Below are 18,151 nucleotides of genomic sequence, written 5' to 3' on the forward strand. Positions count from 1 at the left end.
GAAATCGTAACGTCCAAGCGAAGTCAGCCCCGTCGTAGAAAACAACAGCTATTCAGTGTGGCGGCGCCAGCCAACCCAACTAACCTTGAGAGGACAACATGGTCAATCGCATGCAATTTTACATTGATGGCGCGTGGGTCGATCCCGCCATTATGAAAACGACGCCAATCGTCGCTCCGGCGAGCGCGGAAGAAATGTACGAGATTGCGCTCGGCTCGAAAGCGGACGTCGACAAGGCAGTTAGCGCGGCAAGGCGCGCATTTGCCAGCTTTTCTCGGACAACGCGCGAGCAGCGCATGAGCATTCTCCAGAACATTCTCGAGATCTATAAAACTCGTGCGGAGGAGATTGGGGATTCCATTTCGGACGAGATAGGCGCCCCGTTAGCAATGGCGGAACAGAAGCAGGCTGGCTCTGCCATCGCTCATCTGGCCACGACGATTGATGTGCTCAAGAATTACTCTTTCGAGGAGCGGATCGACAGTACAATCGTGGTTCGCGAGCCTATTGGCGTGGTGGGAATGGTCACGCCGTGGAATTGGCCAATAAACCAAATAGCTTGCAAAGTCGCGCCGGCGCTCGCTGCAGGCTGTACAATGATTCTCAAGCCGTCGGAGTTCGCTCCTACTTGTGCACTGATCTTTGCAGAAATCCTTCACGAGGCTGGCGTACCAAAGGGTGTGTTCAACTTGATCAACGGCTTGGGACCTGACGTTGGCGCGGCCATGAGCGAGCATCCCGACATCGACATGATCTCGTTTACCGGATCGACACGTGCGGGGATCGACGTTGCGAGACGAGCCGCTTATACAATCAAGCGCGTTAGCCAGGAACTCGGGGGCAAATCCCCGTACATCGTTCTTGAGGACGCCGATTTTGAAAAGGCGGTCAGCAAATGTATCGCGACGCTTTTCCAAAACTGCGGCCAATCTTGTGACGCACCATCGCGGCTCATTGTCCCGAAATCTAAAATGGCGGAAGTCGCGAACATCGCGAAAACAATAGCGAACGGGTACAGGGTCGGACACCCGCGCGCCGCGGGCATTCATATGGGTCCCGTCGTACACCGCGGCCAATGGGAGAAGATCCAGGCCTCGATCCAGCGAGGTATTGACGAAGGGGCCACGTTGATCACAGGCGGACCAGGGCTACCTGAAGGCACCAATAAAGGCTTCTACGTTCGCCCTACCATCTTTGCGGATGTCACAAATGAAATGACTATTGCACGCGAGGAGATATTCGGGCCGGTGCTAGCGATCATTGGTGCCGCCGACGAAGACGACGCCGTCCGTATTGCTAACGATACGCCCTACGGCCTCGCCGGTTACGTATTCTCAGGCTCAACGGAACGCGCGCGAAACGTTGCTCGCCTAATTCGAGCCGGCACCATATACTTACAAGGTGGATCACTCGACAGCTCCGCCCCCTTTGGCGGGTACAAACAATCGGGTAACGGTCGGGAGTGGGGACGCTTCGGCCTCGAAGATTACCTGGAAGTTAAGTCCGTTGCTGGGTCTGTTGAGCCGAATAGGTCCTAAGCTCATCGAGGTTCAGGATTGCAAGCCTTCGACTTGAGCACTCGAATGCTTGCAATCTCACGTCGGTTTTCGTTCGACGGCCACGCTGAGAGCTCGTCCTGAGTTCTCTCACCAGAGCCCCAAGCAAGCTCGTTTGTCACGAATTGGCATTTGGCGTCGTGCGCGGCAACTCGCCCGACGCGAGTTTCGCGCTGCTTGGCTGTGCTCAGCTCTCCCGCCGATGCCGCGATTAGTCAGATGCGCGGAAGCCAGACGCGGCCGGCATGATACGCCAGCGAGCAGGCTTCGGGTGTACATCATGCAGCTTGGCCAAATTGCCCGCGTCCAGGTGACGTGATTCCATCACCGGGATTCTCCCGTTAGGAGGCACTGCGATCGACCCCGTTCAAAGCGCTACTATGATTTGCGGTCCCTCCAATAAACTGTAAGCGTCGTGCTCAGGCCACGGCTTTGAGGGCTTGAGCGCGGTAGGACCAGGGCAATAGCTGGTCGATGTCGCGGTTGGGATGCCCTTTGACGATCCTGGTCAGGACGTTGGTGAGATAAGCGAGCGGATCGACGTCGTTGAGCTTGCAAGTCTCGACCAGGGACGCGACGACAGCCCAGTGTTCGGCACCGCCGTCGGATCCGGCAAACAGCGCGTTCTTGCGACTGAGCTTGATGCCACGGATTGATCGTTCGACGGTATTGTTGTCGAGTTCGATGCGGCCGTCATTGATGAAGCGCGTCAGTCCCTGCCAGCGCGAGAGGGCGTAGCGGATGGCGTCGGCGAGCTTGGTCTTCTGGCTGATGAGAGCCAGTTTGGCGCGCAGCCATACCTCGAAGGCATCGGCCAGTGGTCGGCTCTTCTGCTGCCGCACGAGGCGGCGCTCCTCCGCGCTGCAGCCGCGGATCTCCTTCTCGATCGCATAGAATGCGGCAATGTGCTTGAGCGCCTCGCTTGCGATCGGCGCCGGGCCGGCTGTCGCGAGTTCGTAGAAGTTGCGCCGCATGTGCACCCAGCAGAAGGCAAGCTCGACCTCGCCACGCTCGGCAAGCTTTGGATAGGCGTTGTAACCATCGACCTGCAGGACGCCCTTGAAGCCGGCAAGATGGCTGAACAGCCGCTCGGCCTTGCGGTCGGGTGCATAGACATAGGTGATGCCGGGCGGATCGAGGCCGCCCCAGGGCCTGTCGTCGGCGGCATAGGCCCAGAGCTGGCCGGTCTTGGTGCGCCCTCGACCAGGATCGAGCACCGGCACCGTCGTCTCGTCGGCGAACAGTTTGGATCTCGCGCGAAGCACCGTGAGAAGGCGCTCATGCAGCGGGCGCAGATGGAAGGCGGCATGCCCTACCCAGTCCGCCAGCGTCGATCTATCGAGAGCGATGCCCTGGCGGGCATAGATCTGGGCCTGCCGGTAAAGCGGCAGATGATCGGCATATTTGGACACCAGAACCTGGGCGACGGTTGCCTCCGTCGGCAGTCCGCCCTCGATCAGCCGGGCCGGAGCCTCGGCCTGCAGGACGCCGTCCTCGCAGGCGCGACAGGCGTATTTGGGGCGCCGGGTGACGACAACGCGGAACTGCGCCGGCACCATGTCCAGCCGTTCGCTCCTGTCCTCGCCGATCCGATGCAGTTCGCCCTGGCAGCAGGGGCAGATCTTGTCGTCGATGTCGACGACGACCTCGATCCGCGGCAGGTGCGCCGGCAGTGCTCCGCGATTGTTGCGGCGCTTGCGCGCCGGTTCGGCCCGGCCTTCCGGAGCTGTCTCGTCTTGGCTGGCTTCTGTACAGGCCGCAACCTGTTCGACGTCCTCGAGGCCTAGCAGCATCTGCTCCTCGGGAAGCGACTCTGCCTTGCGGCCAAAGCGATGACGCTGCAATTCCTTGATGATCTGGCGCAGCCGCTCGCTCTCATGCCGCTCGGCCAGCAGCATCGCCTTCAGCGTCTCGGGATCATCAGGAAGGTTATCGCTCACAGGCAAATCAGAGCATATTCGCGCCCGCCTGACGACGTGCTCGATGCCCCTGATTCACTTCGCCGCAGCGCGGCCCACAATTATCCGGCTTGCGTCGGGACGACCGTCTCCCGTGCCGCGTGAACACGCCGCCAATCGAGCCCTTCGAGCAACGCCGACAATTCCGCCGCCGACAAACGCATCACGCCGTCCTCGATCTTCGGCCAGCGGAAGACGCCTTCCTCGAGCCGCTTGGCGAACAGGCACAAACCCGTACCATCCCAAAAAATCAGCTTGATCCGGTCCGCCCGCTTGGCACGGAACACATAAACAGCACCCGAGAACGGATCGGCCTTCATGTGCTCGCGCACCAACATAGCCAGGCCCTCCATTCCCTTGCGGAAGTCGACCGGCTTGGTTGCCACCATCACCCGGACAGTTCCGGACGGGCCGATCACCGGCTTGCCTTCAGCGCATGGAGGATGGCCGCAATCATCGCCACGTCCGCGCCTCGGCCGACCCGGATCGTGACGCCTTCGGCTTCGATCTCGATGCACCCGGCATCGCAACGGCGAGCCCCGACATCCGGCTTGGCCTTACGTCGCGCTGTCTTGCGCTCATGGCCAGCAACCGCGACTGGTGCCATGGCGTCTACCACCGCCGGTACAAACTGCGGATCGTCCGCCATCGGCGCCGGCTGCCGGCGTGCTTGCCGGCGCCAGGTGAACACTTGTTGTGGGGTCAGCCCGTGTCGCCGGGCAATCTCGGAAACGACCGCGCCTGCGACCAGCGTCTCCTCGACAATCCGGGCCTTGTCGTCCTTGGAGAACCAACGACGGCGTCCCGTCTCCGTGATCACTTCCAGCCGGCGCGCCGTCACGTCCGAATTAAGCGTATGGTCAAGCATAGACACAAGCCGATCCCTTCAAAGAGATCGTGAAACTCGCCTATCCCATGTGCCGTGAGAAGGTGGGAGCGGAACGGCGCTTACAATAAACTTAAGTTGCGAAGATGAAAAGCTCTCGCTGCACCGGTGTAGCAACGCCTGATGCCGAGAGGGAAGACGCAGCACAGAGGTGGTGGCCTGCCGTTCAGTTCAACGGTGTGACGAAGTGCTTCGGCTCACTGGTCGTGCTCGAGGACCATAAACATCGTTCAGGTGAATATTGTCTTGGTAGAGGCGCAAAGTTCTGTAGTACTTGCGCGGTCTACTGCAGAGTATTCGGGGGACGATCGAACCACGGCCTTTTTCAAGCGAGCTTCTCCTAGAACCCACAGCACGCCTCCTAAGCGACCGCGGTGCTTCTTCCTCGAAGGAGGCCCCCAAATCGATCAATCTCAGAAAGATAGAGAACTCATGCGGTCTTGCGCGGCCTGAGGCTCAAGTGACTCAAGTGATCTGCACCTCGATCAGGCAAGGCCCCGGTGTCGAAAGTCCACGGGCCACTACGACATTAAACTCTTCCATCGTGGTTACCCGAGCCGCCGCCATACCCATGCTTCTTGCAAGTCCCGCAAAATCGATGTCAGGCCGGCTCAAATCGAGCATGTCCAGAGCTTTGCGGCCGACATTTTGTGCCCCGACATTGGCCAGTTCATCCCGGAGGCAAGCGTAAGATTTGTTGTTGAACAGAACAGTCGTAATATTCAGGCCCTCGCGCACCTGTGTCCATAGTGACTGAATCGCGTACATCGAGCTGCCATCTGCCTGAAGGTTGAGCACAGGTCGATTTGGGCAGGCTATCGCAGCGCCGGTTGCCATCGGCATACCAAGGCCAATCGAACCGCCCATGTTCTGAAGATAGGTGTGTGGCTGCGAATTCCAACTTGCAGCGAAGAAACTGGCGCTCGCCGAGATTGATTCATCCACCACGATCGCATTTTCCGGAATGAGCGCGCTCAGTGACTGCGAGATGTTGGCGCCGGTAATTGTTCCGGTAGCGAGTGATGGCAGTGCCAGCTTCGCCGCCTGGCTCGGAAATGATTGCGCATCCAATTCATTCGCAAGTCTCTCAAGCGCGTCCAAGACGTCTTCTTCTGAACGCGCAAGCGTCAAAAACTCGGTGTCTTCAGAAGCCATCAAGCTTGGTTTGTCCGGATATGCAAAGAAGGCCACTGGAATGCGGCTACCCACCAGGACGATATGCTTAAGCCCGGCAAGGCTCGCGCGCGCTTGGTTGACCGGGTATGGAAGGCGATCGACGGCAACCCGACCAGCGCCGCGCTCGATGCGGCCGGGAAAGGTTTGCGACATGATCTTCGCGCCTGTCTTGGCACATATGCGCCCCGCCAGATCGAGACCGCATTCTCGCAATCCCAGCCCTCCCAACAGCATCATCGTTGGCTCTCCGGAACGAAGCGCTTTAGCGGTGTCCTCGATACAATCCTGAGAAACCCGCGTTCGCTTTGGTGCTTCGGCCACAGCAACGGGTCCACTACCCTCGTTCCATGCGGTGTCGGCAGGAAGAATGAGGGTTGCCACCCGACCTGGCGCGGTCCGGGCGGCCGTGATAGCCGCGGCACCGTCAGCTGCAACACGCGTCGCGTCCGGCGAGGTATGGACCCAACCAGAGAACGGTGCCGCTGCCCCCTCGATATCGGACGTGAGCGGTGCATCGTAGCTGCGGTGGTAGGTTGCGTGATCTCCGACAATATTGACGATCGGCGTAGACGCTTTGGTGGCGTTGTGCAGATTGGCAAGACCATTCGCCAAGCCGGGCCCGAGGTGTAACAGAGTGGCGGCCGGCTTGTCGGCCATACGCGCATAACCATCCGCAGCGCCGGTTGCAATTCCCTCAAACAGCACGAGCACGCAGCGCATACCATCGACGCGGTCGAGGGCAGCGACAAAGTGCATCTCGGATGTGCCTGGATTTGCAAAGCAGGTATCTACTCCTCCAGCAACCAGCGTACGAACTAGGCTTTCAGCGCCGTTCATGGATAGGTTCCTCACACAAAAGTGGTCGCACACCGGCCCGAAGCATCGGGCGCAGCGAAGAAAAAACGATAGTCGGTGAAAGTCCGCTAGGCCGCCCCCAAGCGGCGGCACGGGCGCCAGTAGATTGATCCGGCAGCTAGGCACGCAGCCGGATCGGGAAGGTTATTCCGTCAGAATTGTTGCATCATGAGCAGCCCACGATGCGAGGCAGGGGTCGCCGACCTCCGGCATTGTCTTGGCCGATACGTTCAGCACCTTCGATAACAAGTGTAATCCCGCTTCGCTCCGGAATTCAAAGGTGGTCGCATCGCCAACAAAGGTCATGCCGCTGATGCGACCCTTGATTCCACCGCAGGAGCCAGACGCGGTCGCGTCGAGACGCATATGTTCAGGCCGCACGCAAAGCGTCGCATCCCGATCGGCATCCTGCCAGGCGGGAGCCGGCAGGATTTCGCCCGCGGGACCATGCACGGCGCCAGACTTAAGCTTGACAGGTATGAGATTGACCTCGCCGACGAAACTCGCCACGAACAAGTCGGCCGGTCTGCGATAAATATCCATCGGTGTCGAGACCTGCCGGATCCGCCCCTCATGCATCACCGCAACCCGATCCGACATAGCGAGCGCCTCATCCTGGTCGTGGGTCACGTAGATCATTGTCTTGCCGACCTCCTTGTGGAGGGTCTTGATCTCGTTCCTCAGATGCTCACGCAATTTCTTGTCGAGCGCGCCCAGAGGTTCATCAAGAAGAAGAACGGGCGGATCGAAAACCAGGGCACGCGCGATCGCCACGCGCTGCTGCTGACCGCCGGACATCTGGTGCGGATAGCGCGAGGTCAAGGGACCGAGATGGACCTGATCGAGGATACGGCGTACCCGCGTTTCAATCTCCAGTTTGGGCAAACGTCGCATCCGCAGCGGATAAGCAACGTTTTCGGCGACCGTCATGTGCGGGAACAGGGCATAGTTCTGGAAGATTACCCCGAGCTGGCGACGGTGCGGCGGCAGGCGTGTGATGTCCTTCTCATCCAGCAGGACCTGACCGCTGTTCGGCAGCTCGAAACCGGCGATCATCATCAGAGTCGTTGTCTTGCCCGATCCGCTCGGTCCCAGCAGCGAGATGAACTCGCCGGGTGAGACGGAAAGACTGACATCGTCGACGGCGATCGCGCTACCGTACCGCTTCTGCAGGTTGCGCAGGGCGATGCCTCCGGTTTTCACATCAGTGCCGCTCGCGGTCGCTTTCATCAACATTTCAGCTCCCTAGGGTGAATGTACGAATTTGTTTTCGATTGACCTGCGCCCAGACAGCGCCATCAGGTGGTCTTGGTCCGTCTGAGCAGGGTCCCGACCACAATCACGATTGTCGCAAATAGCATCTGCAGCGTTGCTACGGCAGCAATAGTGGGACTGATGTCCTGCCGGATTCCTTCCCACATGCGCATCGGCAAGGTCGTAATCTTGCCGATACCAAGGAATAGTACGTAGACGACGTCGTCGAATGAGGTCAGGAAGGCAAAGAAGCTGGCGACGATGAGCGCCGGCATGACGAGCGGAGCAACGATGGTGCGAAAGGTCGCCCAAGACCCGGCACCAAGACTGCGTGCCGCCCGCTCGTAGCTCGGGTTAAGGTCGCGCAAATTGGCAACTACAATCACCACCACATAGGGAATGGCGTGGACCGCGTGACCCAGCGCCAGGCCGAACTCGGTGCCCTGCAGTCCAAACCGCGCCAGAAGGAAATAGGTCGCGACGGCCACGATAACCGTCGGCATAATAATCGGCGAGAGCAGAAGAGCCACCATTGCTCCGCGACCAGGCATGGCGCCGCGCGACAGACCGAAAGCAAGCATGGCGCCGAACGTAGTCGCCATGGCAACTGCCATCAGCGCAATCCGGATGCTGGTGAAGGTCGCACGCACCCACAGCGTATCGAAAAGAAAGGCTTCGTAGTTGCGGAGCGAGTAGCCTGGCAACGGGAATACAAAGTAGGACGAAGCGCTGAATGACAGATATGCAACGATCACGACTGGCAGCAGGAGAAGTACAGCCAGAAGGCATGCCAGGATCGCGATACCTTGGCCTCCCAGCGAAGGAATCCAGCGGTCAAGAGCGTTTGCCGCGGAACCGATCCGCATCAACATTTTGGCACCCATCTGACGGCGGGCAACGGTCGAACCGCGCTTTTCATCGGAGAAGCCCAGAAGCTGCGCAATGGGGAAGAAGCGCGAGCCAATCCACAATATGCTCAGGACGGCCACCAGCAGGACCACTGAAAGCGCAGCGCCAAAATTCCAGTTGAGCTGCTCCAGGATCTGGGAGCTGATCGCCATCGTGATCATGACGTCCGACAACCCACCCATCAAGGCAGGTGTAATGTAGAAGCCAAGACAGTAAATGAAGACGAGCAGCACCCCTGCAATCAGGCCCGGGAGGCTCAGCGGCAGAAACACAGTGAGGAAAGCCGCGAGTGGGCTCGCTCCGTTGGCCTTGGCAGCGCGCATCAGCTTCGGGTCAATGCTCGACATGACCGTGTACATCGGCAGGATCATCATGGGCATGACGATGTGGGTCATGCCGAGAATAACGCCAAACCGGTTATAGAGCATTGCGATTGGTTGAGATGCCCAGCCGAGCTCAAGCAGATACTGGTTAATGACGCCGTTGCGCCCGAGAAGGACAATCCAGGCAAAAGTGCGCGCCAGAGTACTGGTGAAATAAGGCAGCACGACTCCAATGAGCAGGAAGGTACGCAACGCTGTTCCGGCTGTCGTGAGAGCGTAGGCGATGGGATAGCTCAGCACGAAGGCGAGCGCAGTGACCGTGACGCTAATCTCGAGCGTGTTGCGCATCACGGCCAGATAGACAGGGGTGTCGCCGATGCGAGTGAAATTCGCCAAAGTCCAGTTTGGCATCCCGAACGCGAGCAACACAAGTCCCGTGAGCGGGACGACAAAAAGCACCACAAGGAAGATACTGCCAGGCAGCAACAGCCAGGCCCAGGGTGTGGGCCACGGCCGCATATTTTGCGCCTGGTCTTTGATTGCAAGAGTACTCATTGTTCCCGCCATGACAACCAGCGCTCCTGAAGGTAGTCCAAATTCGTCTTTCCGTCGGATCGCTTCTTGGCGAGCCAAGCGGAATCCTGTTCGACCACCACTGATGCAATTTGCTTATTGATATTGAGCAGCGGAGGAAGGTCAGATGGCAAGAACTCCAACTGATTCGTATTGGGACCAGGAAGCAGCGTCCCGAGTGTGAAGTTGGCGGCGTTTTTGGCGCGGTTTACGAATGCAAGAAACTTCTGCGCATTTGTGGTGTTAGGACCACCCTTTAGCGGCGCCCAATACACATAAACCAAATTGCCATCGTCCCAAACGACACGAATGGGCGCCCCCTGACGGATCGCCGCCAAGGCGCGATTATCTCCACAGCTCGCCATTTCCAGTTCGCGGTTCAGCAACAACTGAACCGGCTCGCCCCCCGCGCTCCACCACTTCGTAATATGTGGCTTGATCTGATCGAGCTTCTTGAAAGCTCGATCGAGCTTGTCGTCGGTCACGGGCCAGCGCTCGGCTGCCGGCAGCCCATCAGCCGATAGCGCGAATGCCACATTGTGCCGGACGTTCGAGGCGAGCCCGCGTGGCCCCGGAAACATCTTCACGTCCCAGAAGTCCGCCCAGCTTTTTGGCGCCTTATCTCGGAAAGCACGAGCATCATACGCGAGCACTGTTGTCGCCCGGTAAGCGACAGCCGCATCCTTAAGACGATTGCCCGCCGGAATGCCCAGTAGCGATTCCGCGTCCCACAAGCTGTAATCGATGGGCTCGAACATCCCGGCTTCAGACATAGCCGGATAAGTCTGCGCATCGATGAAGGCCAGATCCCAATCCATGCGCCCAGCTTCGTTCATTGCCCTCACCTGGGGCTCAGCAAAGTCTCCAGTCACATCGACTACAGCAATGCCTGTCGCCTTCATGAAGGCCTCATAAACGTACTTCCGCATCCCCTGCGTGAACGAACCGCCGTAGCTGAAGACGACAACTTCCCCACTGCCGGCAAGCTTTTCCTGCGCCCAGGCCCGGGACGCCTTCGCGACAAATGGCGCCCCCAGTAAAGCCGCTGTTGATCGAACAAACGATCGCCGGCCCACAACGCGCCGTAGATGGCTAAGGCAGATCTTTTCGGTCATGGCACAGGCTCCTCGACGCAGCACTACATGGTTTAACGGGACCATTTTCACCATCTACCGGCACCATGACGCTCAAACTCGGCAAAGGAGGTTAGATCAGCGAAGAAAATCTGCAAGTACACCGGGTGCACTCGCGGTTCTTCCCGCCGGCTATGGGGGGCGCCGTGTTCCGGAGACACCCACAACACCACCGCCACGCTGCCTCTCGAAGTTCATATTTTTGGCGCTCGCCGTTACCAAAAGGCGATAGCATCGCAGCAATATCAGTGTCTTCGATGCGATGGTCGAACGCGATGGAAAGCCCGGCAAGCTCCATTGTCACGACGCCACCTTCCGGGACGTTCTGCGAGCCCAGCACGGACCTTCCCTTCGGGCCGATCGAAACGGCCAAAGCAAGGGACGATCAGTGAATTGAGGAGCTGGCCCGGATCGACAGAAGAACAGCCGAGCTCAAATAGCAGATTCTTTCGCAAGCTCGTCCATCACTTGCTTCGTGGCGCGATAGGCGAGTTCAACGATTTCATCGATTTCGTGTTCGGAAACGACGAGAGGTGGAGCAAACCCCAGAATGTCTCCGTGCGGCATTGCTCTGGCAATAAGTCCCCTGTCCCGCGCAGCCTTGGAGATTCGGGCGCCCACCTTCAGCTGCGGTTCAAAGCGCCGTTTGGTCTGGCGATCGGCAACGAACTCCACTGCGCCGAGCAAGCCTACGCCCCTCACTTCACCGACGATCTCGAGCTGCGCAAACCGCTCATTGAGGCGCTTTAAGAAATGCGCGCCAACGATTCTCGCGCGGTCCTTTAGGCGCTCCTTCTCCACGATATCGAGAACGGCATTCGCAGCCGCCGCCGCAATCGGATGTCCGGAATAGGTATATCCGTGGGAGAACGCGCCGACACGGTCGGCGGCATCTTCCATGACCGAATAGACCCTCTCGCCAACGATTGCTGCAGAGAGCGGCATATAACCGGACGTTAGGCCTTTGGCCACCGTTACGAGGTCCGGCTCGATCCCGTAAAGAGTACTGCCGAACTCAGCGCCCGTGCGGCCAAATCCACAAATCACTTCATCCGCGATCAAAAGTATGTCGTAGCGTCGCAGCACGGCTTGAATTTCGCGCCAGTAACCATCGGGCGGCGGTGTGATGCCTCCCGTACCCAGCACCGGCTCGGCAATAAAGGCCCCAATCGTTTCCGGCCCTTCTCGCAAAATCATCTTTTCAAGTTCGGCTGCACGCCGACGAGAGAACGCCTCTTCCGGTTCACCTGGCTCCGCTCCCCAGTAGTGGTGCGGAGCCCCGGTGTGCAAGATACCTGGAAAGGGAAGGTCCATGTGATCATGGTAGAACGACATACCGGTCATCGAACCTGAAACGACAGAACAGCCGTGATATCCGCGCTCGCGCGAGATGATCTTTTTCTTTTTGGGCTGCCCGCGCAAATTGTTGTAGTACCAAACAAGCTTCGCCTGAGTTTCGTTGGCGTCTGACCCAGACAGACCGTAAAACACTTTGCTCGCTTTGCCCGGCGCCATTCGCACGAGGCGATCGGAGAGATTGGCCAGCTCGTCCGTCGTGTGGGCGGCATATGTATGATAGTAGGCCAACTTGTAAGCCTGCCGCGCAATCGCCTCGGCGACCTCGGTCCGGCCGTAGCCGATGTTGACGCAATAGAGGCCGGCAAAGCCATCGATGTAGCTATGTCCCTGCGCATCCTCGATGCGGATCCCCTTGCCTCCTTTGACGATCGTCGGATCACCAGCTTTACCGGTGGCAAAATCCTTGAGCTGGGTGAAGGGATGTAGAACAGTCGCGCGATCTTTCTCCGCGATCGTCTTGATATCGTTCATACCATTTCTCCTAAGCCACAAGGTCGCCGAAGCAGACGTACTTCAACTCCATGTATTCTTGGATGCCATGTCGCGAACCTTCGCGACCGAGACCGGACTGCTTCCAACCTCCAAAAGGAATTGGCGGTCCTGTGAACGAGGCGGTGTTGATGCCGACCATTCCGTACTCGATGTTCTCAGAAAGGCGCAGCGCACGACGCAAGCTGTCGGTATAGATGTAGGCAGCCAAGCCCATCTCGCTGGAATTTGCTCTGGCCAGGACCTCCTCCTCCGAGTCGAACGGAAGCACCGCGGCGACCGGGCCGAACGTCTCCTCGCTCGAAATGAGCATGTCGTCGGTCACATCGCTCAGCAGAGTTGGAAGGACGAAATTCGGCCCGAACTCCTGATTTTGGCTCGCAGAAATGACCCGCGCCCCCTTAGCCGCAGCATCACGGATTTGCGCCCTGCACTTTTCGGCCACGGACGACTTCGTCATCGGGCCGACATCGATCCCAGCCTCAAGGCCGTGGCCAACCTTGAGCCGAGTGATTGCCGCGGCAAACTTCTCGACGAAGGCGCTATAAATGCCTCTCTGCACGTAGATGCGATTAGCTGCCAGACAGTCCTGCCCCGACGTGGCAAACTTTGCGTCGATTGCGCCTTTGACAGCCTTATCGACATCGACATCATCGAAGATGATAAAGGGAGCATGCCCTCCAAGCTCGAGCGACACCTTCTTTACAGTCCGCGCAGCCCCTTCAAGCAGCAGGCGACCAACTTCTGTCGATCCCGTAAACGATAGGGCTCGCACTCTGGTATCCCGCAACAGCGGCGTCGACAATTCGACTGGATCACCAATCAGAACTTGAAACACGCCACGCGGAACGCCAGCCTCTTCAGCCAACCTTGCCAAGGCAAGAGCCGAGAGCGGCGTTTCGGGGGCAGGCTTCACGATGACCGGGCAGCCAGCGGCCATAGCGGCGCCGGCCTTGCGCGTAATCATAGCGATCGGAAAATTCCAAGGCGTAATTACTGCCGCAACACCAACGGGCTGCATTCTTACCTGAAGCAAACTTGCGGGCTTATGGCTTGGGATCGTCTCGCCGTAAGCGCGCTCTCCCTCTGCAGCAAACCACTGCAGAAAGCCCGCACCATAGCCGATTTCGTACCTTGCCTCGGCGAGTGGCTTGCCCTGCTCGCTTGTAATGAGGATGGCGAGTTCCTCCGAATGGGCCAGCATTAAAGATGCCCAAGTCCTGAGGATTGCGCCTCGCCCCTCCGGCAGAAGCCCACGCCATTGCGCGAAGGATCGTTCGGCTGCGTTGATCGCAAGATCCATATCCGCAGCACCGCAATTGGCAACTTGAGCGATGACTTCGCCAGTCGCCGGATCAACGACCGCATCTTTTTTGTTGCCTTCAATCCACCGTCCATCAACGAGAGCGGCTCCAGCCAGAAACTCTCGACGGCGCAAACTCTCAAGATGCTCTTTAGCTAGCCCGACCAGAGGTGGACTTTTGGGTCGAGCAGCTTGAAACATCATTTAGAAGCCCCTGTCGTTCATTTTGTTGAAATTCTGCCGCCAATCAGGATACTAATGTCGCAGAGAGATTTGCGTCGCTTTTCACCATCGATTGGACGGTTTCCTGCAGGACCTCGCCATTTTGCAGCGGAATTCAACTGGAGCCCCGACTAATGCAATACGACCGAACAGACGCCCGCATCCTGGAGATTGTCCAAAAAAACAATCGCCTGACATCTGAGATCATAGGCGAGCTTGCCGGGCTTTCTGCGACTGCATGCCAACGGCGTTTGAAGAGGCTTCGCTCCGACGGCATCATCGAAGCCGATGTCTCGATCGTTTCAGCGAAGGCTGTCGGAAGGCCCATTCAAATGCTCGTATTGGTAAGTCTCGAGCGTGAGCGCGCAGACATCATCGATAGATTCAAGAAAGCGATCAGATCGTCAGCTGAAGTCGTCAACGGATTTTACGTCACTGGAGACGCTGACTTCGTCCTCTATATCACCGCGCGGGCGATGGAAGACTACGAGCAATTCACCCGGCGATTCTTCTATGAAAATCCTGACATCAAGGGGTTCAAAACAATGGTCGTGATGGACCGCGTAAAGGCTGGCTTTGCGATTCCGGTAGAGGCTCCCGATGAAGGTTGATGTTTGCATCTTTGTGGCCGTTCTTCCGAGGCTTTTCGCTCTTTTTCATCGTCCGTCCATGCATAACGCCAGAAAGGGGCGCGATTTCTGTAGTAGAGCCTAGCGATGTAAGAACTCGCAAGAAGGTAAGGCACGATACTCCAAGCCAGTGAATGGATGTCACGCTCTTCTGCGAGAGAGGCGATGGTCTTTTTCCTCTCAGCTCAACGATGACAGCGCTGCGTTGCTTAGTAAGTACGTTGGGCTATTAGACAAGCCGGGGAGACGTCCGATTACAGCGCGACAGATTATCATAGATCGGCAGCAAATCCGAAACCGGGACCGCACATAGAATTTAGATACTTGAGCGCGCCTCAGAGCTACTCATCCAATTCGCGCTCAATGTTTCGTGATTTTCTGAGTTGCGATCAGATTGCCGCGCATGGTCCGCGAACCTAGATGACAAAGCCTTCCGATTCTCAGCCCTCCAACGGCATCACCGCGCCGCTTCAGTATTCCTCGTTCCGGCGGATTTGGCTGGCGAGCGTGCTGTCGAACCTCGGTATACTTATCCAGGGCGTCGGTGCGGCCTGGGCGATGACGGAGATGACATCTTCCGCTGATAAGGTGGCGCTGGTGCAGACAGCCTTGTTGCTGCCGGTCATGTTGGTCGCTTTGCCAGCCGGCGCCATTGCCGATATGCATGACCGCCGAATCGTAATGCTGGTTGCACTGTCGATCGCGCTTTGCGGCGCTACGGCCCTCACTGCGATTGACTGGTTGGGTTTCACGACACCAAATTTATTGTTAGTGCTTTGCTTCGTGGTCGGCACTGGCATGGCGTTGATGGGACCGGCTTGGCAATCTTCTGTCGGTGAGCAGGTGCCGGCCGAGAGCTTGCCGGCTGCGATCGCTCTTAATGGCATTAGCTACAACATCGCTCGGAGTTTTGGGCCAGCCGTTGGTGGCCTTATTGTTGCGACCGCAGGCGCAGTCTTGGCCTTCGCCGTCAACGCATTTCTTTACCTCCCGCTGATAGTTTCGCTGTCCGTGTGGAAGCGTGTGCCGAAGCTTTCGCGGCTTCCGCGAGAACACTTGAGCCGGGCTATTGTTTCCGGCGTGCGCTATATCGCCAATTCGCCATCTATCAGGGTCGTGATTGCGCGCTCGATGATAACCGCTATAGTTGGCAGCGGGATCCAGGCATTAATGCCGCTGGTAGCCCGCGATCTGTTGCACGGAGGCGCGCAAACATACGGCATCATGCTCGGTGCTTTCGGCGCGGGAGCCGTCGTAGGGGCGCTCAACATTGGTGAATTGCGCGCGCGGATGAGCAGCGAGGCGGCGGTTCGGGCCTGCACAATATCGATGAGCGGCGCGATCGCCGCGGTCGGGCTCAGCCGCGAACCGATATTGACACTGGCAGCTCTGGTTCTGGCGGGTGCCGTGTGGACGGTAATCTGGACACTGTTCAATATCGGTATCCAGTTGTCAGCGCCGCGGTGGGTTGCGGGTCGGTCGCTTGCGGCGTGGCAAGCATCGTTCTCAGGAGGACTCGCGATCGGCAGCTGGGGCTGGGGACGGCTAACCGACCTAGTTGGGGTCGAGATCGCGCTACTTGTGTCAGCTGCACTGATGCTGCTCTTGCCGCTGCTTGGGGGCTGGCTACGGATGCCGTCCACCACCGAGAGGGGAGAGGACGCCGAGATGCTTGCCGACCCTAAAGTGCGGCTACCGCTTACCTACCGCAGCGGCCCGCTGGTGGTTGAGCTCGAGTACAGGGTGGCTTCCGAGAATGCGCGCGCATTCCACGAGGTCATGCAGGATGTGCAGCTCTACCGCCAACGCAATGGCGCCTATGGCTGGTCAATTGCGCGGGACATCGCCGACCCGGAACTATGGACCGAGCGCTATCATTGCCCGACATGGCTGGATTATTTGCGCCAACGCAACCGCTGGACCCAGTTGGAGCGCGCGCTAGATGACAAGGCGATGGCTTTCCACATCGGTCCTGAGCCTGTGCGTGTCCGCCGGATGCTGGAACGCCCATTCGGATCGGTACGCTGGAAAGAAGAGGTGCCCGACTACGCTGCGAATGAGCTCTAGGCTGGTATTTCGAAAGGCCCAGTCAGCGCAGGGGTACGCCGGCGTACGCACCGGAAGACAGAGACGGTTTTGGCGCATTTCGTCCAAGCGGGTATTACCCCCGCATCGCCTCATCGGGCGCACTCAGAGGATCTCGACTGAAGGGCTCGTTCGGATCTGCCACGACAGGAACTGGCCAGCACAATGGACCGTATGAAACCTGCGCGCTTTACCATTGGTTGCACATTTTCAACGACAAAGGAGCTTACCACGAGCGGATTCTGCCTCCGTTCGCGGCTATGGTTTCCTCATGCTGCCGCAACATCACCCTCCTGGATCCAATCCCGAACGCGGGCTGTCGCCACGCAAGGTGCACCTCGACGAGGGCTGGCTTCCCGCTGAATCGGGCCACCTACGATTTCTCAATCGGGAAAGACGTCAGGGCAGCTCCGACCGAGATCTCGATCGCCGCGATACAAGGCTGGAGCCCGCCTGCGCCGCAACCCGCCAGGCGAAAGAAGCCGAGCCCCGGTGATTTCGACCGGCCCTTCGGGAGTACCAAGTCTAAACTAGCTTATGGCAACGGTTCGCCGTTTGAAACGTCTTGGCGTTCATAAATGTGCGGGCGCCGGGTGCGGCGATCATAGAAAGGTATTCCACATGACCAAAGTTCTGATCACTGGCGCTAACCGAGGCATTGGCCTTGCTCTCGCGCGTCAATACGCCACCGACGGCGCCGAGGTGATCGCGTGCTGCCGCGACCCGTCCACCGCCGATTCGCTTGAGGAACTCGTGGCCTCGTTCGGTAGGCAGGTGCGGATCACACAGCTCGACGTGGCCGACGACGCCTCGATTGCCTCGCTCAAGCGGGCGGTCGGCGATGTGCCTCTCGACATTCTGATCAACAATGCGGGGATCAACGGAACGCCTAAGGCCCAGTCGGCTGAGCGCATTGATGTCGAAGGTTGGATGACGACCATGCGCATCAACGCGCTGGCGCCGATACTAATCGCGCAGGCAATGCGCGACAACTTGTTGCGTTCTTCCGAGAAGAAGCTGGTGGCGATAAGCAGCGACTATGCTTCCACCGGCACAAATTACGGCTCAAGCCGCGACCGATATGCTTACCGAGCCTCAAAGGCGGCCCTCAACAACGGCATGCGCGCCCTCGCACGCGACTGGGCCGAAGATGGAATTCTGGTAGGAATACTTTACCCCGGGTGGGTGCGTACCGATATGGGTGGGGAACGCGCATCTGCCTCCCCCACTTCGATCTCCGCCGAACACAGTGCGCTCTGTCTCACACGACGAATTGCGGAGCTCACGCCGGCCACTAGCGGCGCGTTCCTGGACTACAACGGCGAGACGCTCGACTGGTGACGGCGATCCGCAAAACACTTCGATCGCCGAGAGCTAGATGTTCAAGCTTCTCGCCCGGGGACTTCCCCGGCGAGCTATCCCATTCTTTGGCTCGAACCCA

Annotated in this window: 13 protein-coding genes; 4 read left to right on the plus strand and 9 right to left on the minus strand. The window is 58.6% G+C overall.

What is annotated here, in order from left to right:
- Positions 1–98 precede the first annotated feature (98 nt).
- Entirely contained in the window at positions 99–1,538 is a 1,440-nt protein-coding gene (locus N2605_RS26600) for an aldehyde dehydrogenase family protein (RefSeq protein ID WP_260343715.1), read from the plus strand.
- Between the two features lie 437 nt (positions 1,539–1,975).
- Here the strand turns inward: N2605_RS26600 and tnpC are convergent, their stop codons facing one another.
- The 9 genes from tnpC to N2605_RS26645 all read right to left on the minus strand — a co-directional run bounded on the left by tnpC (position 1,976) and on the right by N2605_RS26645 (position 13,942).
- Positions 1,976–3,454, minus strand: a complete 1,479-nt coding sequence (gene tnpC, locus N2605_RS26605) for an IS66 family transposase (RefSeq protein WP_260347495.1) — start codon at positions 3,452–3,454, stop codon at positions 1,976–1,978.
- Between the two features lie 122 nt (positions 3,455–3,576).
- Positions 3,577–3,933 (minus strand): IS66 family insertion sequence element accessory protein TnpB, encoded by a 357-nt coding sequence (gene tnpB / locus N2605_RS26610; RefSeq protein ID WP_063980520.1) that lies wholly within the window; start codon positions 3,931–3,933, stop codon positions 3,577–3,579.
- Positions 3,930–4,382 carry an IS66-like element accessory protein TnpA gene (gene tnpA, locus N2605_RS26615; RefSeq protein WP_260343607.1) on the minus strand — a complete coding sequence of 151 codons (453 nt, stop codon included), beginning with the start codon at positions 4,380–4,382 and terminating at the stop codon, positions 3,930–3,932. The genes tnpB and tnpA overlap by 4 nt, the downstream gene beginning before the upstream one ends.
- 483 nt (positions 4,383–4,865) lie before the next feature.
- Positions 4,866–6,413: an acetolactate synthase large subunit gene (locus N2605_RS26620; RefSeq protein WP_260343716.1), complete on the minus strand. Its 1,548-nt coding sequence runs from the start codon at positions 6,411–6,413 to the stop codon at positions 4,866–4,868.
- A 162-nt stretch (positions 6,414–6,575) separates the two neighbouring features.
- Positions 6,576–7,667: an ABC transporter ATP-binding protein gene (locus tag N2605_RS26625; protein WP_260343717.1), complete on the minus strand. Its 1,092-nt coding sequence runs from the start codon at positions 7,665–7,667 to the stop codon at positions 6,576–6,578.
- A gap of 62 nt (positions 7,668–7,729) precedes the next feature.
- The gene (locus N2605_RS26630; protein WP_260343719.1) at positions 7,730–9,484 is read right to left on the minus strand and encodes an ABC transporter permease subunit; all 1,755 of its coding nucleotides are present in this window, start codon (positions 9,482–9,484) and stop codon (positions 7,730–7,732) included.
- Entirely contained in the window at positions 9,469–10,605 is a 1,137-nt protein-coding gene (locus N2605_RS26635) for an ABC transporter substrate-binding protein (RefSeq protein ID WP_260343721.1), read from the minus strand. The genes N2605_RS26630 and N2605_RS26635 overlap by 16 nt, the downstream gene beginning before the upstream one ends.
- Positions 10,606–11,055: 450 nt before the next feature.
- Complete coding sequence (locus tag N2605_RS26640; protein WP_260343722.1) at positions 11,056–12,453, minus strand: aminotransferase; 1,398 nt, start codon at positions 12,451–12,453, stop codon at positions 11,056–11,058.
- 10 nt (positions 12,454–12,463) lie between these two features.
- Positions 12,464–13,942, minus strand: a complete 1,479-nt coding sequence (locus tag N2605_RS26645) for an NAD-dependent succinate-semialdehyde dehydrogenase (RefSeq protein ID WP_425248867.1) — start codon at positions 13,940–13,942, stop codon at positions 12,464–12,466.
- A 188-nt stretch (positions 13,943–14,130) separates the two neighbouring features.
- On the opposite strand from N2605_RS26645, the gene N2605_RS26650 reads away from it, so the two are divergent.
- The 3 genes from N2605_RS26650 to N2605_RS26660 all read left to right on the plus strand — a co-directional run bounded on the left by N2605_RS26650 (position 14,131) and on the right by N2605_RS26660 (position 18,051).
- Complete coding sequence (locus tag N2605_RS26650; RefSeq protein ID WP_260343724.1) at positions 14,131–14,607, plus strand: Lrp/AsnC family transcriptional regulator; 477 nt, start codon at positions 14,131–14,133, stop codon at positions 14,605–14,607.
- A gap of 438 nt (positions 14,608–15,045) precedes the next feature.
- The gene (locus tag N2605_RS26655; RefSeq protein WP_260343725.1) at positions 15,046–16,692 is read left to right on the plus strand and encodes an MFS transporter; all 1,647 of its coding nucleotides are present in this window, start codon (positions 15,046–15,048) and stop codon (positions 16,690–16,692) included.
- Positions 16,693–17,331: 639 nt separating this feature from the next.
- Positions 17,332–18,051, plus strand: a complete 720-nt coding sequence (locus N2605_RS26660; protein WP_260343726.1) for an SDR family oxidoreductase — start codon at positions 17,332–17,334, stop codon at positions 18,049–18,051.
- Positions 18,052–18,151 lie beyond the last annotated feature (100 nt).

This window comes from Bradyrhizobium yuanmingense, from assembly GCF_025200905.1.
GTDB classification, from domain to species: domain Bacteria; phylum Pseudomonadota; class Alphaproteobacteria; order Rhizobiales; family Xanthobacteraceae; genus Bradyrhizobium; species Bradyrhizobium yuanmingense.